Source organism: Hydrogenophaga sp. (assembly GCF_041633695.1).
Lineage (GTDB): Bacteria > Pseudomonadota > Gammaproteobacteria > Burkholderiales > Burkholderiaceae_C > Hydrogenophaga.
Window position 1 is genome coordinate 1 of sequence record NZ_JBFJMY010000011.1, and the last position, 24,025, is coordinate 24,025.

Annotated in this window: 26 protein-coding genes; 24 read left to right on the top strand and 2 right to left on the bottom strand. The window is 63.9% G+C overall.

The features are described 5' to 3' along the window. Window positions 1-255 (bottom strand): ArsR/SmtB family transcription factor (locus ABYB95_RS01365; protein WP_372656654.1); only part of this gene is annotated, 255 nt, incomplete at its 3' end. Between the two features lie 605 nt (window positions 256-860). Between ABYB95_RS01365 and ABYB95_RS01370 the strand changes: the two genes are divergently transcribed. Genes ABYB95_RS01370 through ABYB95_RS01485 form a run of 24 tightly spaced genes read left to right on the top strand, consistent with a single transcriptional unit; the run spans window position 861 to window position 22,781 of the window. Further along, window positions 861-1,955, top strand: coding sequence for a hydrogenase small subunit (locus ABYB95_RS01370; RefSeq protein ID WP_372656627.1), 1,095 nt, complete (start codon window positions 861-863; stop codon window positions 1,953-1,955). 35 nt (window positions 1,956-1,990) lie between these two features. Then, the gene (locus tag ABYB95_RS01375; protein WP_372656628.1) at window positions 1,991-3,847 is read left to right on the top strand and encodes a nickel-dependent hydrogenase large subunit; all 1,857 of its coding nucleotides are present in this window, start codon (window positions 1,991-1,993) and stop codon (window positions 3,845-3,847) included. Between the two features lie 45 nt (window positions 3,848-3,892). Next, window positions 3,893-4,483 (top strand): HupE/UreJ family protein, encoded by a 591-nt coding sequence (locus ABYB95_RS01380; protein WP_372656629.1) that lies wholly within the window; start codon window positions 3,893-3,895, stop codon window positions 4,481-4,483. Between the two features lie 15 nt (window positions 4,484-4,498). Next, window positions 4,499-5,230, top strand: coding sequence for a Ni/Fe-hydrogenase, b-type cytochrome subunit (gene cybH, locus ABYB95_RS01385; RefSeq protein ID WP_372656631.1), 732 nt, complete (start codon window positions 4,499-4,501; stop codon window positions 5,228-5,230). Between the two features lie 18 nt (window positions 5,231-5,248). After that, window positions 5,249-5,686, top strand: coding sequence for a HigA family addiction module antitoxin (locus ABYB95_RS01390; protein WP_372656632.1), 438 nt, complete (start codon window positions 5,249-5,251; stop codon window positions 5,684-5,686). Window positions 5,687-5,709: 23 nt separating this feature from the next. Continuing rightward, window positions 5,710-6,378 (top strand): HyaD/HybD family hydrogenase maturation endopeptidase, encoded by a 669-nt coding sequence (locus tag ABYB95_RS01395; protein WP_372656633.1) that lies wholly within the window; start codon window positions 5,710-5,712, stop codon window positions 6,376-6,378. A 7-nt stretch (window positions 6,379-6,385) separates the two neighbouring features. Next, window positions 6,386-6,709, top strand: a complete 324-nt coding sequence (locus tag ABYB95_RS01400; protein ID WP_372656634.1) for a HypC/HybG/HupF family hydrogenase formation chaperone — start codon at window positions 6,386-6,388, stop codon at window positions 6,707-6,709. 16 nt (window positions 6,710-6,725) lie between these two features. Next, on the top strand, window positions 6,726-7,229 hold the full coding sequence (locus tag ABYB95_RS01405) for a hydrogenase (RefSeq protein WP_372656635.1): 504 nt from the start codon (window positions 6,726-6,728) through the stop codon (window positions 7,227-7,229). A 30-nt stretch (window positions 7,230-7,259) separates the two neighbouring features. Then, window positions 7,260-8,126 carry a hydrogenase expression/formation protein gene (locus tag ABYB95_RS01410; RefSeq protein ID WP_372656636.1) on the top strand — a complete coding sequence of 289 codons (867 nt, stop codon included), beginning with the start codon at window positions 7,260-7,262 and terminating at the stop codon, window positions 8,124-8,126. Beyond that, window positions 8,123-8,365 carry a rubredoxin gene (locus tag ABYB95_RS01415; RefSeq protein ID WP_372656637.1) on the top strand — a complete coding sequence of 81 codons (243 nt, stop codon included), beginning with the start codon at window positions 8,123-8,125 and terminating at the stop codon, window positions 8,363-8,365. Before ABYB95_RS01410 ends, ABYB95_RS01415 begins: the two co-directional genes overlap by 4 nt. A gap of 6 nt (window positions 8,366-8,371) precedes the next feature. Further along, window positions 8,372-8,971, top strand: coding sequence for a [NiFe]-hydrogenase assembly chaperone HybE (gene hybE / locus ABYB95_RS01420; RefSeq protein WP_372656638.1), 600 nt, complete (start codon window positions 8,372-8,374; stop codon window positions 8,969-8,971). After that, window positions 8,964-10,127, top strand: a complete 1,164-nt coding sequence (locus ABYB95_RS01425; RefSeq protein ID WP_372656639.1) for a nickel-dependent hydrogenase large subunit — start codon at window positions 8,964-8,966, stop codon at window positions 10,125-10,127. The genes hybE and ABYB95_RS01425 overlap by 8 nt, the downstream gene beginning before the upstream one ends. Further along, window positions 10,120-10,467 carry a hydrogenase maturation nickel metallochaperone HypA gene (locus tag ABYB95_RS01430; protein WP_372656640.1) on the top strand — a complete coding sequence of 116 codons (348 nt, stop codon included), beginning with the start codon at window positions 10,120-10,122 and terminating at the stop codon, window positions 10,465-10,467. Before ABYB95_RS01425 ends, ABYB95_RS01430 begins: the two co-directional genes overlap by 8 nt. 12 nt (window positions 10,468-10,479) lie before the next feature. Further along, window positions 10,480-11,484, top strand: a complete 1,005-nt coding sequence (hypB, locus tag ABYB95_RS01435; RefSeq protein WP_372656641.1) for a hydrogenase nickel incorporation protein HypB — start codon at window positions 10,480-10,482, stop codon at window positions 11,482-11,484. 20 nt (window positions 11,485-11,504) lie between these two features. Then, the gene (locus ABYB95_RS01440) at window positions 11,505-12,665 is read left to right on the top strand and encodes a carbamoyltransferase HypF (RefSeq protein ID WP_372656642.1); all 1,161 of its coding nucleotides are present in this window, start codon (window positions 11,505-11,507) and stop codon (window positions 12,663-12,665) included. Beyond that, window positions 12,656-12,919: a HypC/HybG/HupF family hydrogenase formation chaperone gene (locus ABYB95_RS01445; protein WP_372656643.1), complete on the top strand. Its 264-nt coding sequence runs from the start codon at window positions 12,656-12,658 to the stop codon at window positions 12,917-12,919. The genes ABYB95_RS01440 and ABYB95_RS01445 overlap by 10 nt, the downstream gene beginning before the upstream one ends. Next, window positions 12,906-14,051, top strand: a complete 1,146-nt coding sequence (gene hypD, locus ABYB95_RS01450) for a hydrogenase formation protein HypD (protein ID WP_372656644.1) — start codon at window positions 12,906-12,908, stop codon at window positions 14,049-14,051. Before ABYB95_RS01445 ends, hypD begins: the two co-directional genes overlap by 14 nt. Next, window positions 14,048-15,112 carry a hydrogenase expression/formation protein HypE gene (gene hypE, locus ABYB95_RS01455; RefSeq protein ID WP_372656645.1) on the top strand — a complete coding sequence of 355 codons (1,065 nt, stop codon included), beginning with the start codon at window positions 14,048-14,050 and terminating at the stop codon, window positions 15,110-15,112. Before hypD ends, hypE begins: the two co-directional genes overlap by 4 nt. A 19-nt stretch (window positions 15,113-15,131) precedes the next feature. Further along, window positions 15,132-15,626: a hypothetical protein gene (locus tag ABYB95_RS01460; protein ID WP_372656646.1), complete on the top strand. Its 495-nt coding sequence runs from the start codon at window positions 15,132-15,134 to the stop codon at window positions 15,624-15,626. Beyond that, window positions 15,623-17,437, top strand: coding sequence for an enoyl-CoA hydratase-related protein (locus ABYB95_RS01465; protein WP_372656647.1), 1,815 nt, complete (start codon window positions 15,623-15,625; stop codon window positions 17,435-17,437). The genes ABYB95_RS01460 and ABYB95_RS01465 overlap by 4 nt, the downstream gene beginning before the upstream one ends. Beyond that, on the top strand, window positions 17,434-18,891 hold the full coding sequence (locus ABYB95_RS01470) for a sigma-54-dependent transcriptional regulator (RefSeq protein ID WP_372656648.1): 1,458 nt from the start codon (window positions 17,434-17,436) through the stop codon (window positions 18,889-18,891). The genes ABYB95_RS01465 and ABYB95_RS01470 overlap by 4 nt, the downstream gene beginning before the upstream one ends. 2 nt (window positions 18,892-18,893) lie before the next feature. Continuing rightward, the gene (locus tag ABYB95_RS01475; RefSeq protein ID WP_372656650.1) at window positions 18,894-19,910 is read left to right on the top strand and encodes a HupU protein; all 1,017 of its coding nucleotides are present in this window, start codon (window positions 18,894-18,896) and stop codon (window positions 19,908-19,910) included. Window positions 19,911-19,920: 10 nt separating this feature from the next. Beyond that, the gene (locus ABYB95_RS01480; RefSeq protein WP_372656651.1) at window positions 19,921-21,378 is read left to right on the top strand and encodes a nickel-dependent hydrogenase large subunit; all 1,458 of its coding nucleotides are present in this window, start codon (window positions 19,921-19,923) and stop codon (window positions 21,376-21,378) included. A 14-nt stretch (window positions 21,379-21,392) separates the two neighbouring features. Further along, complete coding sequence (locus ABYB95_RS01485; RefSeq protein ID WP_372656652.1) at window positions 21,393-22,781, top strand: sensor histidine kinase; 1,389 nt, start codon at window positions 21,393-21,395, stop codon at window positions 22,779-22,781. Here ABYB95_RS01485 and fba read toward each other — a convergent pair. Further along, complete coding sequence (gene fba, locus ABYB95_RS01490; RefSeq protein WP_372656653.1) at window positions 22,778-23,815, bottom strand: class II fructose-bisphosphate aldolase; 1,038 nt, start codon at window positions 23,813-23,815, stop codon at window positions 22,778-22,780. The genes ABYB95_RS01485 and fba overlap by 4 nt on opposite strands. Window positions 23,816-24,025: the final 210 nt, after the last annotated feature.

Consider the following 24,025-nt stretch of genomic DNA (forward strand, 5'->3'; position numbering starts at 1 on the left):
CGTGCGGCACAGTTCGACATACATCGGGTCGGCCAGCTTGTAAAAAATCTGGGTACCCTCGCGGCGGCGCGACAACATGCCCGCCTGGTACATCAGGCCCAGGTGGCGCGACGCATTCGCCTGCGCCAGGCCGGTGGCCTGGATGATGTCGTTGACGCAACGCTCCTCCTGACACAGCGCGTGCAGGATGCGCAAACGGGTGGGTTCGCCCAGCACACTGAAGTAGCGCGCCACCGCTTCAAAAACCTCGTGCATCTCGTCCACTGCGCGCCCCTGTTCGTTGGTTGATTCCGATAACTCAACTATATGATTGATTGCCTATATACAGATTGGTATAAACCCTGCTGCCATGGCTGACCAAGCTGTTGCAAACGTTGAGACCTTTGAGCGCCCCCTTGCGTCCAACCGCTACGCCGGGACATGACTGGCCAGCACGGGCTGACCGCTGGGCGCCAACCTTCTTTGCCACCACATCCCACGCCACGCTCCCAGTCCCAGCACGCTGGCCGCGCCGGGACAGCCTGCGCCCGGTTTGGATGCACGCCCACCAGGGCCTACCAGACGCTGGCTGGATCCGCAGGCGCAAACCGGACAACAACTTGCCACCGCCAAGCCTCAACTGCAAGACCATCTTCCACCCCGTACCGCAGGCGCCTACAGAGCCGTTTTTGGCGACCAAATTTTCCCAATCAAAACAGCCACTTAGCTTGGTCCCTCAGGGTATTCCCGTGGAAGCCTCCAGGCTGGCCTGTGAATTGCAAAACCTATAGGCCCGCGTAAGACCACGGGTCGTCATACCCAGGTGCGTTCTGCACCGCCGCGGTGGGCGCAGAGCAAGAAGCAACTGGAGACATTCCACGATGGAAACTTTTTACGAGGTGATGCGCCGCCAGGGCATTTCACGCCGCAGTTTTTTGAAGTACTGCTCGCTGACGGCTACGTCGCTGGGCTTGGGTTCGTCCTTTGTCCCGCAGATCGCGTACGCCATGGAAAACAAACCGCGCACACCGGTGCTGTGGCTGCATGGTCTTGAGTGCACTTGCTGCTCGGAATCCTTCATCCGCTCGGCGCACCCGCTGGCCAAAGACGTGGTGCTTTCGATGATCTCGCTGGACTACGACGATACCTTGATGGCCGCCGCTGGCCATCAAGCCGAGGCCATCCTGGAAGAGATCATGGTCAAGTACAAGGGCAACTACATCTTGGCAGTGGAAGGCAACCCGCCTTTGAACCAAGACGGCATGAGTTGCATCATCGGCGGCAAGCCCTTCATCGATCAGCTCAAGCACGTGGCGAAAGATGCCAAGGCCATCATCTCGTGGGGCTCATGCGCTTCCTGGGGCTGCGTGCAAGCGGCCAAACCCAATCCCACGCAGGCCACGCCGATCCACAAGGTGATCTTCGACAAGCCCATCATCAAGGTGCCTGGCTGCCCGCCGATCGCCGAGGTCATGACCGGCGTCATCACCTACATGCTGACCTTCGACCGCCTGCCGGAGCTGGATCGCCAGGGCCGGCCCAAGATGTTCTACAGCCAGCGCATCCACGACAAATGCTACCGCCGCCCACACTTCGATGCCGGCCAGTTTGTCGAGAAGTTTGACGACGAGTCCGCACGCAAGGGCTATTGCCTCTACAAGGTCGGCTGCAAAGGCCCGACCACGTACAACGCCTGCTCCACCACACGCTGGAACGAAGGCACCAGCTTCCCGATCCAGGCCGGACACGGCTGTATCGGCTGCTCGGAAGACGGTTTCTGGGACAAAGGTTCTTTCTACGACCGCTTGACCGACATCCACCAGTTCGGCGTTGAAGCGAATGCCGATCAGGTTGGTGGAGCGGCCGCTGGTGTTGTCGGTGCGGCAGCTGTGGCACACGCGGCCGTGTCTGCGATCAAACGCGCCACCCAGAAAACAGACAGCGCGAGCAGCGCGTCTGCCTTGGCCGACCACTGAAGCACCAAGCTCAATAACAAAGAAGGAAACAAACCATGGGTGCTTACGAAACTCAAGGCTTCAAGATGGACAACACGGGCCGCCGCATTGTGGTGGACCCCGTGACCCGCATCGAAGGCCATATGCGCTGCGAGGTCAACCTCGACAGCGACAACATCATCCGCAACGCGGTGTCGACCGGCACCATGTGGCGCGGTCTGGAAGTGATTCTCAAAGGCCGCGATCCCCGCGACGCCTGGGCCTTTGTGGAGCGCATCTGCGGTGTGTGCACCGGGTGCCACGCGCTGGCCTCGGTGCGTGCGGTGGAAGATGCGCTGGGCATCGAAATTCCCAAGAACGCCTACCTGATCCGAGAGATCATGGCCAAGACCTTGCAGGAGCACGACCACGCGGTGCACTTCTACCACTTGCATGCACTGGACTGGGTGGACGTGGTCTCAGCCCTCAACGCCGACCCCAAGAAAACGTCGGAGCTGCAACAGACGGTCTCGCCCAGCCACCCGATGTCTTCGCCCGGCTACTTCCGCGATATCCAAAACCGTCTCAAGAAATTCGTTGAAAGTGGGCAGCTCGGCCCGTTCATGAACGGTTACTGGGGCAACAAGGCCTATGTCTTGCCAGCCGAAGCCAATCTGATGGCGGTCACACACTATTTGGAAGCACTGGACCTGCAAAAAGAATGGGTCAAGGTACACACCATTTTTGGTGGCAAGAACCCGCACCCCAACTACCTGGTGGGTGGTGTGCCCTGTGCCATCAACATCGACAAGGATGGCGCAGCAGGCGCACCGGTGAACATGGAACGGTTGAACTTCGTCGAGGCCCGGATCCGGGAGATGATCGAATTCAACAACAACGTCTACATCCCAGACGTACTGGCCATTGGCACCATCTACAAGCAGGCGGGCTGGTTGTACGGCGGTGGTTTGGCGGCCACCAATGTGTTCGACTACGGCACGTATGAAAAGGTCATGGGTCGGCATGAAACCCAGCAACTGCCGGGTGGCGCAATTCTGGATGGCAACTGGAACAAGATCCACGAGGTGGACCCACGCGACCCGGAACAGGTGCAGGAGTTCGTGCCACACAGCTGGTACAAATATGCCGACGAGTCCAAAGGGCTGCACCCTTGGGACGGCGTGACCGAGCCCAACTATGTGCTGGGCAGCAAGACCAAAGGCACGCGCACCGACATCAAGGAACTGGACGAGAGCGCCAAATATTCCTGGATCAAGGCGCCACGCTGGCGCGGCCATGCGATGGAAGTCGGGCCGCTGTCGCGCTACATCCTGGGTTATGCCCATGCCCTGCAAGGCAACCCGTATTGCCAGCGCGTCAAAGAGCAGGTGGACAGCTCGGCGCACATCATCAACAGCGCCTTCCCCAAGGCCCTGGGCATGCCCGAGACGCACTACACAGCCAAGCAACTGCTGCCCACCACCATCGGCCGCACCCTGGCGCGCGCGCTGGAAGCCCAGTACTGTTGCGAAATGATGCTGGAGGACTTCAAAGAGCTGGTCGCCAACATCAAGGCGGGGGACACCACCACCGCCAACGTCGAGAAGTGGGATCCTTCCACCTGGCCCAAGGAGGCCAAAGGCGTGGGCACCGTCGCTGCGCCGCGTGGCGCCCTGGGTCACTGGATCAAGATCAAAGACGGACGCATCGAGAACTACCAGTGCGTCGTACCCACCACTTGGAACGGCAGTCCGCGCGACAACTCGGGGCAAATCGGCGCCTTCGAAGCCAGCCTGATGAACACGCCCATGGCCAATCCCGAACAGCCGGTGGAAATTCTGCGCACGCTGCACTCGTTTGATCCGTGCCTGGCCTGTTCCACCCACGTCATGAGCCCCGACGGCCAGGAATTGACCTCGGTCAAGGTGCGCTGAAGCCCGGCTCCTGTTCCCACACACCCTATTTCGAGGATTTCATTCATGCTCAAACCCCAAACTCTGCGCTTAGGCGCCGCCACGCTGGTGGCGCTGGCCGCGGGTGCGGCCCACGCCCATCCCGGACACGGCGCCTCCGGGTTCGCAGACGCGTTGGCCCATCCCTTTCTGGGCTTGGACCATCTGCTGGCCATGGTGGCCGTCGGTGCCTGGTCCGTCGCAGCCTTGCCCAGCGGTAGACGCCTGGCCGGGCCGGCGGCTTTTCTGCTGATGCTGCTGGTCGGCATGGCCTGGGCCTGGGCCGGCTTTGTATTGCCAGGTGTGGAAGCCGGTGTGGCGCTCAGCGTGGTCCTGTTCGGCGCCATGCTCCTGGCGGGACGCCGCCTGGCCGCAGCACCCGGACTGCTCTTCATCGCGGTGGCGGCACTGCTGCACGGCAGCGCCCATGGCAACGAGTTGATCCCGGGCCCGGTCATGCTGGTAACGGCCACTGGTGTGCTGCTCGGCTCATCGGTTCTGCACTTGCTGGGCCTGATGATCGGCGCTCGGCTGCAAACCTTGCCTGCCTGGACGTCCAAGCTCGCCGCACTGGCGCTGGGCAGCTCGGGCTTGGTGATGTTGGCCGCCAGGCTCTAACCCGGGAGAAGCACCATGCCTGCCACTCATCCGTCTCATGTTCCCACGTTGTCGAACGACGACGCGGCGGAAGTCGCGAAAGCGATGTCCATCAAATCGGTCTATGTTTATGAGGCACCGGTACGCATCTGGCACTGGGTCAACGCGCTGGCCATCACGGTACTGGCCATCACCGGCTACTTCATTGGCTCACCGTTGCCCACGATGCCCGGCGAGGCCAGCGACCACTTTGTCATGGGCTACATCCGGTTCGCCCACTTTGCGGCCGGCTATCTGCTCGCCGTGGGTTTGCTGGGACGCATGTACTGGGCCGTTGTCGGCAACCACCACGCACGCGAGCTGTTCTGGGTCCCGATCTTCCAGCGCGCCTACTGGCAGGAAGTCTGGGGCATGGTCAAGTGGTATGCCTTTGTCAGCGCGCGTCCCGGCCGTTATGTGGGGCACAACCCGTTGGCGCGCTTCGCCATGTTTTTCATGTTCTTTCTGACGGCCGTGTTCATGGTCGTGACCGGCTTTGCGCTTTATGCCGAAGGCGCCCAGATGGGGTCATGGCAAGACAAGCTCTTTGGCTGGGTGATCCCCTTGTTTGGTCAATCGCAAGACGTGCACACCTGGCACCACCTCGGCATGTGGTCTCTGATCTGCTTTGTCATCCTGCACGTCTACGCCGCGATCCGGGAGGACATCATGGGCCGCTCCAGCGTGGTCAGCACCATGGTGTCCGGCCACCGCACGTTCAAAGACTGAAACGCCCTGGCAGGTCGCATGCAATCTCCACAACGCCACCCACGCAAGCGCAACGACCGCTGGGCCAGTGCGCCAGTGGGCGTTCCCCTGCGCGCGCCACGGCACCCGGGGCAACTGCTGCAACACACCATCTTGGACCCCATGGGCTTGACCCAGACCGAGGCGGCCCGGGTCCTGGGTGTATCGCGTCGGCGCCTGCATGAAGTGATCCAGGGTCAACGCGGTATGACGCCCGATACCGCCATTCGCTGCGCACTTGCCTTTGGCACCGACGCAGCTTTCTGGCTGGCGTTGCAGGCCGCGTGGGACAACTTCCATACCTGGAAGTCCCTGCGCCAGCTCAACCGCTGCGCCACCCCGTCTGGTCACACCACCGCACCCGCGCCCCAGCGCCTGCTGCCCGTGTATTGGCCAGCACCCGCTGCTCTTGCAAGCCGCTTTCCCGGCTTGCAATAAACCACCTCAGGAGTTGACCACCCATGCTCACACCTACGTCTGAAACCGCTTGTCACGGGGACGGTGACACATCCATTTCTATCTGCGTGCTGGGCATCGGCAATGTCTTGTGGGCCGACGAAGGATTTGGCGTGCGCTGCATTGAAGCGCTGCAACAGCGCTATGCGTTCGCACCCCATGTCCGCCTGATCGACGGCGGCACCCAAGGTCTGTACCTGATCCAGCACGTGCAGGAAGCAACGCACCTGCTGATTTTTGACGCCATCGACTACGGCCTGGTGCCGGGTACCTTGAAGCTGATCGAGAACGAAGACGTGCCCCGCTTCATGGGCGCCAAAAAAATGAGCTTGCACCAAACCGGTTTCCAGGAAGTCTTGTCGCTGGCCATGCTCACCGAAAAATACCCCGAAGCCGTGTTGCTGATCGGCTGCCAACCGGAAGAACTCGAAGACTATGGCGGCAGCTTGCGCCCGGTGGTGAAGCTGGCGCTCGAAGATGCGCTGGCTCACGGGCTGGATACCTTGCGCCAGTGGGGCGCCAAGCCCACAGCACGGACCGAGGCCTTGAGTGTGTACGAGGCGGTCACCTTTTCCGAACTCGATTTGCTGCGCTACGAAGGCGACCGGCCACCCGAAGAGCTGGCTTGCCGTTCCGGGGATGAGCGCTTTTTCCCAGTATCCACCACGGCTTGAGTCCACCATGTGTATTGGCATTCCCATGCAGGTCTTGTCGATCGAACCCGGCCACGCGGTGTGTTCCGGTCGCGGCCTGGAGCGGCGTGTGCGCACTGCACTGGTCGACCCGGTGGCACCCGGCGAATGGCTGCTGATTTTCTTGGACAGTGCCCAGGAACACATCGACGCCACGCGCGCACAAGAGATCAACGGCACCTTGGACTTGCTGGAGATGGCACTGGACAACCCAGGCCTGACCAACGCCGCGCCAACCACGGCCGCTGCATTCGAGCTGCCATCCCGCATGAGCCGTGAGCAGTTGCTGGCCTTGTCCACAAGCACCCCTTGATTTTTTGGAGAACACCATGAGCAACGATTCCACCGGTTCAGAAACATTGGTCAAACTGCCCGTGCAGCCGCCCAAGGCGGTGCCGCAAGACTCACCTCTGGTGCAACGCTTGGTGACGGAGTTTGGCGCCACCTGGGTGGACGAACAATCCATCCAGGACTGGGCCGCACTGGGTGGTGATCGCGTGGTGCTGTTTGCCGGCGACGCGGTGCGCTTCCCCGAAGGTCAGGACGTGGCGGTGGTACTGCCCGAACTGCGCGGCGCTGCCTCGCGCCGGTTCGAAATCGCCGTGGTACCTCGCCAGAAAGAAGAGGCACTGGCCCGCCGATACGGCTCCAACCGTTGGCCGACCCTGCTGTTCTTGCGCGACGGGCAATACGTCACCACGTTGTCGGGCATGCACGACTGGGACATCTACGTGCGGGAAGTCGAACGGGCTCTGGCGCTACCGGTCTCGCGCGCACCCACCATCGGCATTCCGGTGGTCAGCGCCACCGTCGGCGACGCCGGCTGCCATTGATTTTCCGTCTACTCCGCCAGAAAGACCCCCATGAAAGATTTCCCCATTCCCGTGACCACCATCGGCCCCGGCAGCCAGCTCGAAGAAGAAACGCTGGAATACATGCCCATGCCGCAGGGCATGGAGACCTTTCGTGCGCCCATCCTGCCCGAACCGGAGGAGCTGGCCGATCGCGCGCTGGCGTGTGCGGCGCTGCGCGAAGCGCTGGTGCTGCTGGCCGATGCGGTGCGCGACGGCGGCAACCGGTCGGTGAGTCTGAACGGCCTGCCGGAGGCCGATCTGAAATTGATCAACACCGTGCTGGGTGAAGGCGAGGTCAGCGCCTTGGTTCACACCCCGGGCGACGACACCTACACGCTGCGGGTACAGGAATCGGTCTTTGCAGGTGTGTGGCGCGTGATCCAGACCACGCACGGGGTGGTGGTGTCGGACCAGATCGAGCTGGGCTACATTCCCCAGGCGCTGAAAGACACCGCGCAGCAGGACGTGTGGTCCACAGTACCCCGCTGGTCCGGGGAACTACCACCCAATGTGCAGAACGCACCACTGCTGCTCACCGAGATCGAAGACCAGTGGAAGCAATGGCGTGCGGGCCAACCGGCGTATGTGATCAACCTCACGCTGCTTCCGATGTCGGTGGAAGACATCGGTTTCATGGACCACCACCTGGGGACCGGGCGGGTGTTGATTCTGTCCCGGGGGTATGGCAACTGCCGCATCACCAACACCTGTTCTCCGCACACCTGGCGGGTGGTGTACTACAACTCGCAAGACGTGGTGATTCTGAACACAGTCGAGATCACCGAGTTGCCCGACGTGGCCCAAGCCGCCCAGGAGGACCTTGAGGATTCGTACGACCGCCTCAAGGAAGTGCTGGAGTGGGTGGAGAGCGCATGAACTCGAGCAGCGCGCCGCGGTTTGAAGGCAGCTACCTAGGCAACAGCGGCAAGTTGCCCAGCTCGGCGCGGCTGGAATGCAAGATCTGTTGGTGGGTGTACGACCCGGCCTTGGGTGACGAGGTTTGGCAGGTGTCTCCCGGCACCGCGTTCACCGATCTGCCTGCGCACTGGCGCTGCCCCACCTGCGACGGCGATGCCGAGCAATTCATGGTGCTGCCCGACGCCGAGGAAAGCTAAAGCCACATGCGCGTCCAACACCCCTCCCCCTTGAGTGCGGCCATGGCCACGCGCGTAGATGCGCTGGCTGCGCTCTACCGAACCATCGCGGCGACGCGCATGGAAGGCATCCCCTTGCTCAACCCCGTGGTGCAGGTGGAGGCGGTGGGCTTTGAATGCCCGGACGAAGAAGCGCACCCTAGCGCCACCGAACCGAACACCGCGCCGTGCGCCGCCATCGGCATACTCATCACGCCCTGGTTCATGAACCTGGTGTGCCTCCCCCTGGTGCGGGTTGACCAAACCCGACGCGTGGGCAGCAAGCAACCCCGGTACGTGGGGCAGACCTGTTTTGAATTCATCAGCGGCCACGAGGACGCCTTGGGCAGCTACGAAGCTTGCTCGCTGTTTTCCCCGGTCTTTGAATTTCACGACCACGCCACCGCCGTGGCCACCGCACACGCCATCTTGAGCACACTGCGCGCGCCCGTGCCTGCCCCCGAAACGCAGGCCCCGGCCGTGCCCGCCCGTCGCGCATTCTTGCTGGGACGCAGCGCTGGGCAACGAAACCCCGGCACAGGTCATGCCAGTGGCGCCCCGGTTGTTGCGCAGGTTCCGCATGACTGACATGAACATGGATCGGCTGGCGGGCAAACTGGCGGTGCGCCCCGGTGTGCCACGACCGCACAACCTGGTCAGTAGCCGCCCGCACTGGATCGACCAGATCACACGCGGCCAACCGGCGCATGCCGTACCGGCTCGGTTGGCCAGTCTGTTCAACCTGTGCGGACAGTCGCACCACCTCTGCGCCGAACTGGCACTAGAAGCCGCACGCGGGCGGCCAGGTCCCCCATCGGACCTTGCGCGGCAACAACTGCAAATCGAAACCTTGCGTGAGCACTTGCGACGCATCGGCCTGGACTGGCCCTTGCAATTGGCAAGCGACCCCGAAACCGGCGCAACCATCCAGGCCCGATCCCTGCGCGCGCTGGCCGCTTGTCCAATGCCCTGGCAAGCTTCGACCCACCCGCAGGCACCTGTACAAGGCTTAGCCGACTGGCTGGCACGCGAGTGCCTGGGCCTGCCCGCAGCCCAGTGGTTGGTGCAATGGGACGCCGCTCCGCGTGCTTGGTTGACTGCCTGGAGCGCACAAACCCCGGGCTGGTTGCCCGAGCTGCTGCAGGCGTGCAAGACGGCGGCGGACGTCGCGATGGCCGGTGCCCCCGCTTTGCGGGTGCACACCAGTGAACCGGAGCTGCGGGCGCTGGCGGGCGGGCTGCTCGAGGCACCCGCCAACGCCCGCCAACCTCAGTGGCGCGAACAATGCGCAGAAACCGGCACCTGGACGCGGCTCCATCTGGAACACACGCAGCGACTGGACTCTCCGTGGCTGCGCCTGGGCGCGCGCTTGGCGGAAGCCATCCGACTGGCGCAGCCCGAAGCTGCCCAGCACTCCGGTACGCAATGGCTGCAAGCCGCCAGTCTGTGCGTTGCGCCCAACGAAGGCTTGGCCTGGGTTGAAATGGCGCGTGGCCTGCTGATCCACCACGTGCGTCTGAGCGACTCCAGCGCCAAGGCCCGGGTAGAGGCTTACCACGTGATCGCCCCCACCGAGTGGAATTTCCACCCGCGCGGAGCCGTGGCCCAGGCGCTGGAAACTTTGCCTCCATACGCCGCACCCGGTGTGAACCGGTCTATCCTGATGCTGATGACCGCTTTTGATCCCTGCGTCCGCTTCGACATCCAGCACGCCATGCCTTCCACGGAGGCCCAACATGCATGAGGCCAGCCTGGCGGGCGGAATTTTGAAATTGGTGGAAGACGCCGCACTACGTGAGGGCTTTCAAAGCGTCACGGTGTTGCGGCTGGAGGTGGGCCAGCTGGCAGGTGTGGAGCTGCGCGCCCTGCGCTTTGCGCTGGAGGCGATTGCGCCCGGCACACGGCTGGACGGTGCGAAGCTGGAATTCGAAGAGCCCATGGGCCAAGCCTGGTGCATGCCTTGTAGCCTGACGGTAGAACTGCCCCAACGCGGCGCTGCTTGCCCGCACTGTGGCGGCTACCAGTTGCAGGCCACAGGTGGCACAGAATTGCGCGTGATCGACATGCTGGTGAGCGACGACTAAAGGAGAACAAACATGTGTGTAGTTTGCGGATGCGCCACGACCGGCGACCAGAACGGGGAGCACGGCACTCACCACGGCAGCGACGCGGGCGCTCCGGCGCCGCAGCGTCTGGCCGAAACGAAGGAGCGGCCACAGGTTGATGCCCAGACCGGGGACTTGCACTTTGGTGCCGGCCCGGCACGGGTATCGGTGCCGGGCATGAGCCAGCAACGTGCGATCAAACTGGAGACCGACATCTTGGGCGAGAACAACCGGATCGCGCGCCAGAACCGGCAGCACTTCAAAGCCCATGGCGTCACGGCGCTGAATCTGGTGTCCAGCCCTGGCTCGGGCAAGACCACACTGCTGTGCGCGACCGTCACCGCCCTGAAGCAAGTCCATCCGGGCCTGCGGGTCGCCGTGATCGAAGGCGACCAGCAAACCAGCTTCGATGCCGACCGCATCCGTGCCACCGGCGCCCCTGCGGTGCAAGTCAACACCGGCAAAGGCTGTCACCTGGATGCACCCATGGTCGCGCAGGCCTTTTCACAACTGCACAACCACAACCACGACCATCACGGGCACGACGGCGAACTGCTGTTCATTGAAAACGTGGGCAACCTGGTGTGCCCGGCGGCATGGGACTTGGGTGAAACCGCCAAGGTGGCGATCTTGTCGGTCACCGAAGGGGAAGACAAACCCCTCAAATACCCCGACATGTTCGCTGCGGCCCGACTCATGGTGCTCAACAAGGTGGATCTGTTGCCACATGTGCACTTCGACGTCCAGCGCTGCATCGAGTTGGCCCGCCGCGTGAACCCTGGCATCGAGATCATCCAGCTCTCGGCAACCACCGGTGAAGGCATGGACGCCTGGCTGCACTGGCTGGAGCATGCGATGGACCGGCACCACGACCACGCAGCCACGGGCGACCCTGCGCACGCTACGCACGCTGCAACCGAGGCGGATTTGCGCCAACGCATTGCCGTGCTCGAAGCCGAACTGCGCCAGGCCAAGGCCGCAGGCGCCACCGCCTAAACCCGGCCCGCCGACACGCCATGATCACGTCGCCTCATCCGGTTTTGGCACTGGGAGCCTGGTTGAAAAACACCGCTTGCCTGCTGGACGCCGACGGCGTGCACAGCTCGCCACTGCACGGCGATCTGCGCGACGCCCAGAGCTGCCTCGCCCTGGAAGAATCGGCGCGCCACCTGGGTGCGCAAGCAGGACCTGTTGGGCTATACATTGCCCACGACTTGCACCCCGATTTTTTCAGCACCCGTCTGGCCCAGACCCTGGCCGCGGAATGGCAGGCGACCGCCGTCGGCGTGCAGCACCACCACGCGCACATTGCTGCGGTGATGGCCGAACACGGACTGGACGAGTCCGTCATCGGCCTGGCTCTGGATGGTGTTGGACTGGGTACCGATGGGTCCGCCTGGGGCGGTGAACTGCTGTGGGTACAACCCGGTAGCTGGAAACGGTTGGCCCACCTCTGGCCCCTGGCCTTGCCGGGGGGCGACGCGGCGGCGCACGAGCCGTGGCGCATGCTGGCTTCGGCATTGCACGCCATGGCGCGCGGAAGCGAAATTCCGACCCACCTTGAGCAGGTGCAAGGCACCCTTGCTGCCCGCACCATCCAGCACATGCTGGAACGCGGACTGAACTGTCCCACCACGACCAGCACCGGGCGCTGGTTCGATGCCGCTGCGGCTGCGCTCGGACTGTGCCTTCAGCGGCAGGAGGAGGCCGAAGCCGCCATTGAACTCGAACGCCAAGCCACTCAGTGGCTGATCAGCCACGACCCGGCTGGCGTGGCCGACGACCACATGGCCCTGCTGCTGCCGAACGGCCCGGACCACACCCTGGATCTGCGCCCGCTGGTGGCCCGCTTGCTGGCGTGGCCTGCCGCACCCAACCGTGTGCCGGCAGCTGCGGCCTGGTTCCATCTCATGCTGGCGCGCGCCCTGGCAGATTGGGCTGCGCACGCAGCGCGGCAAGCGCGCTGCACCACGGTGTGCCTTGGTGGCGGTTGTTTCATGAACAAGATACTCACCGAGCATGTCACGCGCCAGCTGCAAGCACAGGGCTTGCGCGTCTACCGACCACAGGCCCGCGCCTGCGGCGATGCCGGTCTGGCCCTGGGCCAGGCCTGGGTGGTCGCACAACAACGGCGCTACCCCGTTTCCGAAACCTCAGAAAGCCTGTCATGTGTTTAGCCATTCCCACCCGACTCGTCGAGTTGCTGCCCCATTCACAAGCCATCGTCATGCTGGGCGGCATACGGAAAACCATTTCGATCGCGCTGGTGGACGGCGTGCAGGTGGATGACTACGTCATCGTCCACGTTGGCCACGCCATCGGACAAATCGACCCGCAAGAGGCCGAACGCACGCTCGCCATGTTTGGTGAACTGGCACAGGCAAGTGGCGACCTTGCCGATACAACCAAGACCTCCCATGAAATACATTGACGAATTCCGCGATGGCCGCATCGCCCAGAAAATCGCGGCACGGTTGGCGCAAGAAGCCCGACCCGATCGTTCTTACAGTTTTATGGAGTTTTGCGGCGGCCACACACACGCCATTTCCCGCTATGGCGTGGCCGAGATGCTGCCGGCCAACGTGCGCATGGTGCATGGACCGGGCTGCCCGGTATGCGTCTTGCCGATTGGTCGCGTGGATCTGGCCATTCAGCTCGCGTTGGAGCGCGATGCCATCGTCTGCACCTATGGCGACACCATGCGTGTGCCGGCGTCCGACAGCCTCTCGCTGGTGAAGGCCAAGGCCCGTGGCGGCGACATCCGCATGGTGTATTCGGCGGCCGATGCGCTGGAGACGGCCCGGCAAAACCCGGACCGCGAGGTGGTGTTTTTTGCCATCGGTTTCGAAACCACCACGCCCCCCACGGCCGTGGTGATACGCGACGCCCAGCGTGCCCAGGTGAAGAACTTCAGCGTGCTGTGCTGCCATGTGCTCACGCCATCGGCCATCACCCACATCCTGGAGTCTCCCGAGGTACGCCAATATGGCACGGTTCCGATCGACGGTTTTGTGGGGCCTGCCCATGTGAGCATCGTGATCGGCTCGGAACCCTACGAACATTTCGCCCAGGAGTACCAAAAACCGGTGGTGATCGCCGGATTCGAGCCTTTGGACGTGATGCAGGCCGTGCTGATGCTGGTGCGCCAGGTCAACGAAGGCCGCGCCGAGGTCGAAAACGAGTTCACCCGCGCGGTGAGCCGCCACGGCAACCTGAATGCCCAGGCCCTGGTTTCCGACATCTTCGAGTTGCGGACCAGTTTTGAATGGCGGGGTCTGGGTGAGGTGCCTTACAGCGCCCTCAAGATCCGGCGCGCCTACGCCGAGTTCGATGCCGAAACCCGGTTTGACCTCGCGTACAAGCCGGTCGCGGACAACAAGGCCTGCGAATGCGGTGCCATTCTGCGTGGTGTCAAAAAACCCACCGATTGCAAGATTTTTGGCACCGTGTGCACCCCCGAAAATCCGGTTGGTTCTTGCATGGTGTCCAGCGAAGGCGCCTGCGCGGCGCACTATTCGTATGGACGCTTTAAGGACATCCCGGTGGTGGTGGAGACCGCATGAGCACAGTGAAAAAGGACTATGTCCGCCCACTGGATATCAAAAATGGCCGGGTCGATATGGGCCATGGTGCCGGAGGCCGTGCGGCCTCGCAGTTGATCGAAGAGTTGTTTCTGTCGGCGTTCGACAACGAGTTTCTGCGCCAAGGCAACGACGGAGCGGTGTTTGCGCCGCCACCCCTGCCCGCAGGCGCACGGCTGGTGATGGCGACCGACGGTCATGTGGTTTCGCCGCTGTTTTTCCCCGGTGGCGACGTGGGTTGCCTGAGCGTGCACGGCACCGTGAACGACGTGGCCATGTCCGGCGCTCAGCCTTTGTACCTGAGCGCCAGCTTCATCCTGGAAGAAGGCTTTCCCTTGTCGGACCTGAAACGCATCGTCGAATCCATGGCGGCGGCGGCCAGAGAGGCGGGGGTTCCCATCATCACCGGCGACACCAAGGTGGTCGAACGCGGAAAGGGCGATGGCGTTTTCATCAGCACCACCGGGCTGGGTGTGGTGGCGCCAGGTGTCGACATCTCGGGCAGCAACGCGCGGGCAGGCGATGTGATCCTGCTCTCGGGCACGATAGGCGATCATGGGGTGGCCGTGTTGTCGCAACGCGAGTCGCTCGAATTCGAAACCAGCATCGAGTCGGACACCGCCGCGCTCCACACCCTGGTGGCGGCCATGTTGCAAGCCGCACCGGGTGGCGTGCGGGTGCTGCGCGATCCCACACGCGGTGGCCTGGCCACCACTTTGAACGAGATCGCCCGCCAGTCCTGTGTCGGCATGGTGCTGGAAGAGCACGCCATTCCGGTGCTGGGACAAGTCGATGCCGCATGTGAGCTGCTGGGACTGGACCCGCTCTACATCGCCAACGAAGGCAAGCTGATCTCCGTGTGTTCGCCACAGGCCGCCGCAGCGGTGCTGGCGGCCATGCATGCGCACCCCCTGGGACAAGCGGCGGTGCAGATCGGGGTCGTCACAGAAGACCCTCACCACTTTGTGCAAATGAATACCCGTTTCGGTGGACGGCGGGTGGTCGACTGGCTCAGCGGCGAACAACTGCCGCGCATCTGCTGACCCCGAAAAGGCCTACCCGATGGCGATCCAGCTGAACCAGATTTATCAAAAATCGGCTGCAGGTCGAGAGGAAATCCAGCGGCGCTCGGGCGCCATCGACGCGCGGACCCGGTCCGCGCTGATCCTGATCAACGGCAAAGACCCGCTGGCCGCAGTCGAACGCCAACTGGGCCACAGCATCGTGCCCCCGGTGCAATCGTTGCTGGACCTGGGTTTGGTCGAGGTGGTCAGTCGACGCGAGCCAGCGCCCGTTCAGGCCGATCCACCCCAAACGCCATCCCAGCCGTCGCCGGACGAAGGCGCGAAGCAAGGCCATTGGGAGGCGGTCAAACGCCAGATCGCGGTGCGCCTGGCGCCGCACTTCGGACCCGATCTCATGACCGTGCTCGCGCCACTGATGGCCGCCCAGTCCGACACCGACAAACAGGCCGCCATGCAGGCACTGCAAGCCAAGCTTGCGCTCTACCTCGGGCGCAAGGCCGCAGCCAAAATATTTGAAGACCTGAACCCATGACCGCCCCTCGACCGTTGCGCATTCTCATGCTGTGCCACAGCTTCAACAGCCTGAGTCAGCGCCTTTTTGTTCTGCTCAAAAGTCTGGGCCACGAGGTTTCGGTGGAGCTGGACGTGGCGGATTCGGTGACCGAAGAAGCGGTCGCCCTCTTTCGACCCGATTTGCTGCTGGCCCCGTTTTTGAAGCGCCGCATCCCTGCTTCCATCTGGCGTAGCACGCTGTGCTGGATAGTGCACCCAGGCCCTCCCGGCGACCAAGGCCCCAGCGCGCTGGACTGGGCGGTGCTGGACGGCCAAGCCCGCTGGGGTGTGACCGTTTTGCAAGCCACCGACGAGTTGGATGCCGGCCCGGTCTGGGCCAGCGCTGGCTTTGACCTACGCGACACCAGCAAGGGCGAGCTGTACCGCCACGAAGTTGCACAGGCCGCTCAAACAGCCGTTGCCGAGGCCTTGCAGCGGCTCCAGGCCGGTGGCCTGCAGAGCGGCGGCGCCGAGAACGGCGATCGACCCGGCCCGCACGCCCCCAAACCGCACTGGCGCGCGCTGATGCGGCAGACCGACCGCGCCATCGACTGGCAGCGCCACAGCACCGCCGAGGTGTTGCGGCGCATGCGCAGCGCCGACGGCCAGCCTGGCTTGGTGGACCAGCTGTTTGACCTGCCCTGCCGAATTTGGGACGGACATGCCGCCAGCGCCGAACTGATGCTGAGCCTGCCATCGGCAGCACCCGGGAGTTTGCAGGCGCAGCGCGATGGGGCCGTGCTGCGCCGCACGGTGGACGGCGGTGTGTGGATTGGACAGGCTTGCTTGGCGGACACGGCACCAGCTCCGGCTGCACCACTGCCATCGGGCAGCCCAAGCCCGCGCTTCAAGCTGCCCTGCTCTCTGCTGTTTTCGGAGCAATGCTCGGCGCTACCGACGCGCCCGGCGACCCTGGCCCGCGACCCGGCCGAATGGGGCGAGTTGCACTACGCCGAGCTCGGCCCGCCCGATGCGCTCGTGGGCTATTTGTCCTTCGACTTCTACAACGGCGCCATGTCCACGCACCAATGCCGGGCCTTGCTGGCCGCCATCCAGCAGACGAACCTGCGCCCGCTGAAGGTGCTCGTCTTGCTGGGAGGACGCGACTTTTTCAGCAACGGCATCCACCTCAACTGCATAGAAGCCGCTGCGCATGGTCTGGGTGAAGACGGTGCTGGCAGCGCCGCCGATGCCTCGTGGCACAACATCCACGCCATGAACGACGTGGCGCTGGCCCTCATCACCACCACAGACCGCCTCACGGTGTCGGTTTTGCGCGGCAACGCGGGCGCCGGTGGTGTGTTTCTGGCCCTGGCCGCAGACGAAGTCTGGGCCCATGGCGAGGTCTTGCTGAACCCGCACTACAAAAACATGGGCAACCTGTACGGCTCGGAATACTGGACCTACCTGTGCCCCAAGCGTCTGGGCCAGCAAGGAACCGAGCAACTCATGCGGCAACGCCTGCCAGTGTCGGCGCGCAGCGCCGAACAAATGGGGTTGATCGATCGCTGTTTCACGGGGCCGCCATCGACGTGGGACGCTCAGGTCACGGAGCAGGCCGCGTGGCTGGCCAAGGCCTACAATTTACCCGAACGCTTGCTCCGCAAGCAGGAACAGCGTGCCAGCGACGAAGCGGCACGCCCTTTGGCCGACTACCGCCAGCAAGAGCTGTCTCGCATGCACCGCAACTTTTACGGCTTTGACCCCAGCTACCACGTCGCGCGGTACCACTTCGTGCACAAACTCGCTCACGCCTGGACGCCGCGACACCTCGCCATCCACCGCACATGACGATCACCGACGCCATGCCCACCGTGCTGGTGGTGGACGACGAAGTCCGCTCCCAAGACGCGATGCGGCGCACGTTGGACGAAGACTTCACCGTGCTCACCGCCAGCGACGCCGAAGAAGCGCGCGGCTGGCTGGAACGCCATGAGGTGAGCGTGATCCTGTGCGACCAACGCATGCCGGTGCTGACCGGCGTGGAGTTTTTGAAAGAAGTGCGAGAGCGTTGGCCAGACACGGTGCGCATCGTCATCTCGGGGTACACGGATTCCGAAGACATCATTGCCGGTATCAACGACGCCGGCATTTACCAGTACATCCTCAAACCCTGGATACCCGACCACCTGCTGAGCACGGTGCGCAACGCGGTGGAAGCCCAGACCCTGCAACGCGACACCAACCGCCTGCACCTGGAATTGCGCACCAGCACACCGGTGCTGAGGCAACGCGCTGCGGCCAAGCTGGCCCGGGCCCGCAGTGTCTTCGATTTCGACCGCATCGAACGCGCGCCGGGCAGTCCCCTGGATGCGGTTTGTGAGATGGCGGCACGGGTGGCCCGCTACGACCTGAGCCTGCTGGTGCTGGGCGAGTCCGGGTCCGGCAAGGAGTTGCTGGCGCGCGCTGTGCACTACGGCAGCCCACGGGCGAGCGGCGCCTTCGTGGTGGAGAACTGCGCGGCCATCCCCGACAGCTTGCTCGAATCCGAACTGTTTGGCCACAAACGCGGCGCCTTCACAGGCGCGTACGACGACCATCCGGGCTTGTTCCAGCGCGCGCACGGTGGCACCGTTTTTCTGGATGAAATCGGCGAAACCTCACCCGCCTTCCAGGTGCGGCTTCTGCGCGTCTTGCAAGAAGGCGAAGTGCGCCCGGTAGGTGGTGCTCGCTCTGTGCCGGTAGACGTGCGCGTGATCGCCGCCACGCACCGCGACCTGGCACAGCGCGTGCACGAAGGCCTGTTCCGGGAAGACCTGTATTACCGCATCGCGGGCGTGTCCATCACGGTGCCACCTTTGCGGGAACGTGCCGGTGATATCGCACCGATCGCCAAGCGTCTGGCGAGCGAGGTGAGCATCGAACTCGGCCGCCCCGGCGCCTCGCTGAGCGACGAAGCGCTGGCCTGCTTGATGGCCTACCCCTGGCCCGGCAACATCCGCGAGATGCGCAACGAAATCGCCCGCGCCCTGGCTTTGAGCGACGACGACTGCGTGGGCGCCCAATCGTTCTCCCCGCGTGTGCTGCACGGCCAGGCCGGCCTGGCCACCGACGGGCAGATGGCGGGACACACCGCCCTGCCCCGCACCGGCACGCTGAACGAACGGCTGGACGCGATCGAGGCCGTGCTGCTGCGCGAGACCTTGCTTCGACACCGTTGGAACAAAACCCGCGCGGCCACCGAGCTGGGCCTGTCGCGCGTGGGTTTGCGCAGCAAAATGGCCCGTTTCGGGCTGGAAGGTTGAACATGGCACACACCGACGCGGCTTTCAATGTCCTGTGGCTGCAATCTGGCGGCTGCGGCGGTTGCAGCATGTCGCTGCTGTGTGCGGACACCAGCGATTTCCATGGCCAACTGCGCGACGCCGGTATCCACATGATGTGGCACCCGTCTTTGTCTTTGGCCAGCGGCCATGAGTTGGTGAGCATGCTGGAAGACATTGCGGCGGGCCGCTTGCGGCTCGATGCCTTGTGCATTGAAGGCTCGCTGCTGCGTGGACCTCACGGCAGCGGGCGCTTCCATGTCTTGGCCGGTACGGGCATTCCCATGATCCACTGGGTCGAACGGCTGGCAGCCCAAGCACAGCACGTGGTCGCCGTGGGCAGCTGCGCGGCCTGGGGTGGCGTGACAGCGGGCGGCAGCAACCCGACCGACGCCTGCGGCTTGCAATACGAGGACGACCGCGTGGGCGGTTTGCTGGGTGCTGCGTTCCGATCCCGCAGCGGCCTGCCGGTGATCAATATCGCGGGCTGCCCGACACATCCCAGCTGGGTCATCGACAGCCTGATGGCGCTGGCTGCGGGACTCTTTGGTGAAACCGATCTGGACACCCTGGGGCGCCCCCGGTTTTATGCCGACCAGCTGGTACACCACGGTTGCACACGCAACGAGTACTACGAATTCAAGGCCAGCGCGGAAAAGCCCTCCGATCTGGGTTGCATGATGGAGCACATGGGTTGCAAGGGCACGCAGGTGCACGCCGACTGCAACACCCGGTTGTGGAACGGTGAAGGCTCTTGCACCCGCGGCGGCTATGCCTGCATCGCCTGCACCGAACCCGGCTTCCAGGAGCCTGGCCATCCTTTCCACGAAACCCCCAAGCTCGCCGGCATTCCCATCGGGCTGCCGACCGACATGCCCAAGGCCTGGTTCGTGGCTCTGGCATCGCTGTCCAAGTCGGCAACGCCGCGTCGCGTCAAGCTCAACGCCGTGGCCGACCATCTGGTGGTAACACCGGTGGCGCGCAAAACCCGTTTGAAATAGGCCGCCCCACATGACCCGTTTGCTCGTCGGCCCTTTCAACCGCGTCGAAGGCGATCTCGAGGTGACGCTCGACATCGAAGACGGCCAAGTGGCGTCGGCGCGGGTCAACGCACCCATGTACCGGGGCTTCGAGCAAATCCTGCAAGGCAAGAACCCGCACGATGCGCTGGTCTACGTGCCGCGCATCTGCGGCATCTGCTCGGTATCCCAGTCGGTGGCGTCGGCGCGGGCGCTGGCCGACCTGGGGGGCATCACCATGCCGCCCAACGGCCAGCATGTCACCAACATCATTCTGGCGACCGAAAACCTGGCCGACCACCTGACCCACTTCTACCTGTTCTTCATGCCCGATTTCACGCGCTCGGTGTACGCCCAGCAGCCCTGGCATGCCCAAGCGCAGGCCCGCTTTGCCCCGGAGACCGGCGAACAGACACGCGCGGCCATCGCCGCGCGCCAGCGCTGGTTCACCCTGCTGGGCACGCTGGCAGGCAAATGGCCACACACCCAAAGCATCGAGCCCGGTGGCTCCACGAGACCGGTTGAAGCCGCAGAGCGCATCCGCCTGCTGGCCAAGGTGCGCGAATTCCGTGGCTTTCTGGAACGCGAGTTGTTTGCCGCTCCCCTGGAATTCATCACCGGCCTGGCCGACGAAGAAGCGCTGTGGGCCTGGCATGCCCAAGATCCATGGCGTGGTGATTTCCGCTTGTTTCTGAGCATGGTGCAAAGCACCGCCTTGACCAGCCTGGGAGCCGGGCCGGGCCGCTACCTGAGTTTTGGTGCCTACCCGCAACCCGGTGGCGGTTTTGCCTTTCCCAACGGGGTGTGGCATGCCCAGACCCAAGCACTGGCCGCGTTGGACGAGGGCGCAATCCGGGAAGACGCCACCCACGCCTGGCTCTCGGACACACAGGGACCGCTGCACCCGAGGGAAGGCATCACCCGGCCCGATGCCGACAAGCCCGACGCTTACACCTGGAACAAGGCCCCACGTCTGGCCGGCGAGGTGATCGAAACCGGTGCCATTGCGCGCCAACTGGCGGCGGCCCAGCCACTGGTCAGCGATGCCGTGCGCCGCCACGGTGGCACGGTTTTCACGCGCGTGCTGGCACGTGTGCTGGAACTGGCGCGTGTGGTGCCCATGATGGAAACCTGGCTGTCGCAGCTGCAGACCAACGAAGCCTATTGCGTTCCCAGCCCGGTCTTTACCGAGGGTGTAGGCGTGGGCTTGAGCGAAGCGGCTCGTGGCAGCCTGGGCCATTGGGTGGTGGCCAGCCGTGGCCGCATCGCCAACTACCAGATCGTGGCGCCCACGACCTGGAACTTTTCACCGCGAGACGCGGCCGGCACGCCGGGTGCCCTGGAGCAGGCGCTGGTGGGTGCCCCGGTGCAGGACGGCGAAGCCACCCCCGTGGCTGTACAGCACATCGTGCGGTCGTTTGATCCGTGCATGGTCTGCACGGTGCACTGAAGCGCGGCAAAGACATGTCTTTGAACCCCGAACCACCCAGCCGGCCGCCGGCCCTGCAAAGCCTGATGCCCCGTGAACCCATGGAGGGCGTTGACGAGTCCACCTGGGTGGACGTGATCCAGAAAATGGACGAGGTGTATTCGCAGCTGATCGACGATGAAATCGAGCTGGAGAAGAAGAACACCGAACTGGAACAATCCCAACAGTTCATCTTCAGCGTGCTGTCGGCCATGTCTGACGTGCTGCTGGTATGCGATGAACGCGGCGTCATCGAAGAGACCAACGCCGCGTTGTGCGAACTGGTGGGCCGCAGCGATGCCGAACTGCGCGATACCTCGTTCTACGACCTGCTGGCCGATCCCGTCAGCGTGGAACGGGCCCGCACCGTGCTGGACAATGCCAACCCGGCGCGCCGCGGAGAAGGCCTGGAGCTCAACCTGCTGAACGCCCAGCGAAACAGTGTGCCGGTCGACGCCAACTGCACACCGCGCGTCTCCCCCAGCGGCAGACGGGTGGGCTCGGTCTTTGTTGCACGCCCCACGGCCGAGATCAAGCGCGCCTACCACGAGCTTCGCACGGCGCACGAGGCGCTCAAACGCGCCCAGCAGCAACTGCTGCACTCCGAAAAAATGGCCTCACTGGGCCGTCTGGTGGCGGGTGTGGCGCACGAACTGAACAACCCCATCAGCTTCGTATTGGGCAACGTGCACGCACTGAGCCGCTACAGCGACCGCCTGCGCAGCTACCTGGCCGCCGTCCATGTGGGCGAGTCTGTCGAACAGCTGGAGGAGATGCGTGTCCGTCTGCGCATCGACCACGTCTTGAAGGATTTGCCGCCCCTGATTGAGGGCACGCTAGAGGGTGCACAACGCACCGCCGACATCGTGAATGGCCTCAAACGCTTTTCCGCCATGGATCCGGAGGTGCGTGCGCCTGTCAATCTGAACGAGGTGATCGAACGCGCCATTCATTGGGTGCGCAAGGGCGCGGCCCCCAGCTTTGACCTGCGCTGGACGCCAGGGCCGCCTTGCACCGTCACTGGTAGCGCAGGCCAGCTGCAGCAGGTGTTGATGAACCTGCTGCAAAACGCGCTGGACGCCGCCACCGGGCCAGGGCATGGACCACCCATGGTGTCGATCGAGACGGCGGTGGTCGAGCACCGGCTGCAGTTGCGCCTGCGGGACAACGGCCCAGGCATTGCACCGGATCACCTCTCGCGCATCTTCGAGCCCTTTTTTACGACCAAGCCGGTGGGCAAGGGTACGGGCCTGGGCCTGTCCATCAGCTACGGCATCGTGGAGCAGCACGGCGGCAGCTTGAGCGTAAGCAATCATCCCGAAGGCGGAGCCGAATTTCTGCTCGAACTCCCGGTCTCGACACCAACGCCCTCTACTTCCGACTAGTTGTAGCGCAAGGCTTCCTGCTCGAGTGGCACCGGCCGGATGCGCGAACCCATGCCAGCACAACCGAAGGCTTCGAAGCGCGCCACACAGATATCCCGCGCCGCCGCTGTGGCGTCCTTGAAAAACTTGCGTGGATCGAACTCGGCGCTGTCGCGCGCCATGGCACGGCGCATGGCACCGGTCATGGCCAGGCGGATATCGGTGTCGATGTTGACCTTGCGCACGCCAAAACGAATGCCCTCCTGGATCTCTTCCACCGGGACACCATAGGTTTCCTTGATGGTTCCACCATGCGCGCGGATCACGCTCAACCACTCCTGCGGCACGCTGGAACTGCCGTGCATCACCAAATGGGTATTGGGAATGCGCGCGTGGATCGCCTTGATGCGGTCGATAGCCAGAATATCGCCCGTGGGCTTGCGGCTGAACTTGTAGGCACCGTGGCTGGTGCCGATGGCGATCGCCAACGCGTCCACCCCCGTCTGGGCCACGAAATCGGCGGCCTGCTCGGGGTCGGTCAGCATCATGTCGTGGGTGAGCTTGCCGACCGCGCCGATGCCATCCTCCTCACCCGCCTCGCCGGTTTCCAGCGAACCCAGGCAACCCAGTTCCCCCTCGACCGACACGCCCACGGCATGGGCCATCTCGCAGGCCCGGCGGGTCACGTCGACGTTGTACGCGTAGCTGGCCGGCGTCTTCCCGTCGGCCATCAGCGAGCCGTCCATCATCACACTGGTGAAACCCGAGCGGATGGACTGCATACACACCGAGGGCGAAGTGCCGTGGTCCTGGTGCAGGACCACGGGAATGCCGGGGTGGGTCTCCACAGCGGCCAGCATCATGTGGCGCAGGTAGGCTTCGCCGGCGTACTTTCGCGCCCCGGCCGAGGCTTGCAGAATGACCGGGCTGTCGGTCTTCTGAGCGGCCTCCATGATGGCCTGAACCTGCTCCAGGTTGTTGACGTTGAACGCGGGAACGCCGTAGCCGTTTTCGGCAGCGTGATCCAGGACTTGGCGAAGGGAAATGAAGGCCATGAGAACTCCTTGATGATGAAGGGACAGGTGGTCGCAGCAGCCAAGAGGGTGGCTGTCGCGTGAAAGCGGTGTTATCGCACTCGGAGATGGCGGCGTTGGGTCAGCTCGCGCGTTGCTGCAGGATCTCCAGGGCCGGCAGCGTACGGCCCTCCAGCATTTCCAGAAATGCACCACCACCGGTCGAGATGTAGTCCATGGCGTTCTCCACCC

What these genes read in the sequence shown, in the direction of transcription:
- ABYB95_RS01445 (WP_372656643.1), top strand. Translation starts at nt 12,656, where the DNA reads ATGTGTTTAGCCATTCCCACCCGACTCGTCGAGTTGCTGCCCCATTCA.
- ABYB95_RS01390 (WP_372656632.1), top strand. Translation starts at nt 5,249, where the DNA reads ATGCAATCTCCACAACGCCACCCACGCAAGCGCAACGACCGCTGGGCC.
- hypD (WP_372656644.1), top strand. Translation starts at nt 12,906, where the DNA reads ATGAAATACATTGACGAATTCCGCGATGGCCGCATCGCCCAGAAAATC.
- hypE (WP_372656645.1), top strand. Translation starts at nt 14,048, where the DNA reads ATGAGCACAGTGAAAAAGGACTATGTCCGCCCACTGGATATCAAAAAT.
- hybE (WP_372656638.1), top strand. Translation starts at nt 8,372, where the DNA reads ATGCGCGTCCAACACCCCTCCCCCTTGAGTGCGGCCATGGCCACGCGC.
- ABYB95_RS01465 (WP_372656647.1), top strand. Translation starts at nt 15,623, where the DNA reads ATGACCGCCCCTCGACCGTTGCGCATTCTCATGCTGTGCCACAGCTTC.
- ABYB95_RS01375 (WP_372656628.1), top strand. Translation starts at nt 1,991, where the DNA reads ATGGGTGCTTACGAAACTCAAGGCTTCAAGATGGACAACACGGGCCGC.
- ABYB95_RS01425 (WP_372656639.1), top strand. Translation starts at nt 8,964, where the DNA reads ATGACTGACATGAACATGGATCGGCTGGCGGGCAAACTGGCGGTGCGC.
- hypB (WP_372656641.1), top strand. Translation starts at nt 10,480, where the DNA reads ATGTGTGTAGTTTGCGGATGCGCCACGACCGGCGACCAGAACGGGGAG.
- ABYB95_RS01480 (WP_372656651.1), top strand. Translation starts at nt 19,921, where the DNA reads ATGACCCGTTTGCTCGTCGGCCCTTTCAACCGCGTCGAAGGCGATCTC.
- ABYB95_RS01475 (WP_372656650.1), top strand. Translation starts at nt 18,894, where the DNA reads ATGGCACACACCGACGCGGCTTTCAATGTCCTGTGGCTGCAATCTGGC.
- ABYB95_RS01380 (WP_372656629.1), top strand. Translation starts at nt 3,893, where the DNA reads ATGCTCAAACCCCAAACTCTGCGCTTAGGCGCCGCCACGCTGGTGGCG.
- ABYB95_RS01470 (WP_372656648.1), top strand. Translation starts at nt 17,434, where the DNA reads ATGACGATCACCGACGCCATGCCCACCGTGCTGGTGGTGGACGACGAA.
- ABYB95_RS01395 (WP_372656633.1), top strand. Translation starts at nt 5,710, where the DNA reads ATGCTCACACCTACGTCTGAAACCGCTTGTCACGGGGACGGTGACACA.
- cybH (WP_372656631.1), top strand. Translation starts at nt 4,499, where the DNA reads ATGCCTGCCACTCATCCGTCTCATGTTCCCACGTTGTCGAACGACGAC.
- ABYB95_RS01410 (WP_372656636.1), top strand. Translation starts at nt 7,260, where the DNA reads ATGAAAGATTTCCCCATTCCCGTGACCACCATCGGCCCCGGCAGCCAG.
- ABYB95_RS01370 (WP_372656627.1), top strand. Translation starts at nt 861, where the DNA reads ATGGAAACTTTTTACGAGGTGATGCGCCGCCAGGGCATTTCACGCCGC.
- ABYB95_RS01460 (WP_372656646.1), top strand. Translation starts at nt 15,132, where the DNA reads ATGGCGATCCAGCTGAACCAGATTTATCAAAAATCGGCTGCAGGTCGA.
- fba (WP_372656653.1), bottom strand. Translation starts at nt 23,815, where the DNA reads ATGGCCTTCATTTCCCTTCGCCAAGTCCTGGATCACGCTGCCGAAAAC.
- ABYB95_RS01430 (WP_372656640.1), top strand. Translation starts at nt 10,120, where the DNA reads ATGCATGAGGCCAGCCTGGCGGGCGGAATTTTGAAATTGGTGGAAGAC.
- ABYB95_RS01485 (WP_372656652.1), top strand. Translation starts at nt 21,393, where the DNA reads ATGTCTTTGAACCCCGAACCACCCAGCCGGCCGCCGGCCCTGCAAAGC.
- ABYB95_RS01415 (WP_372656637.1), top strand. Translation starts at nt 8,123, where the DNA reads ATGAACTCGAGCAGCGCGCCGCGGTTTGAAGGCAGCTACCTAGGCAAC.
- ABYB95_RS01440 (WP_372656642.1), top strand. Translation starts at nt 11,505, where the DNA reads ATGATCACGTCGCCTCATCCGGTTTTGGCACTGGGAGCCTGGTTGAAA.
- ABYB95_RS01400 (WP_372656634.1), top strand. Translation starts at nt 6,386, where the DNA reads ATGTGTATTGGCATTCCCATGCAGGTCTTGTCGATCGAACCCGGCCAC.
- ABYB95_RS01405 (WP_372656635.1), top strand. Translation starts at nt 6,726, where the DNA reads ATGAGCAACGATTCCACCGGTTCAGAAACATTGGTCAAACTGCCCGTG.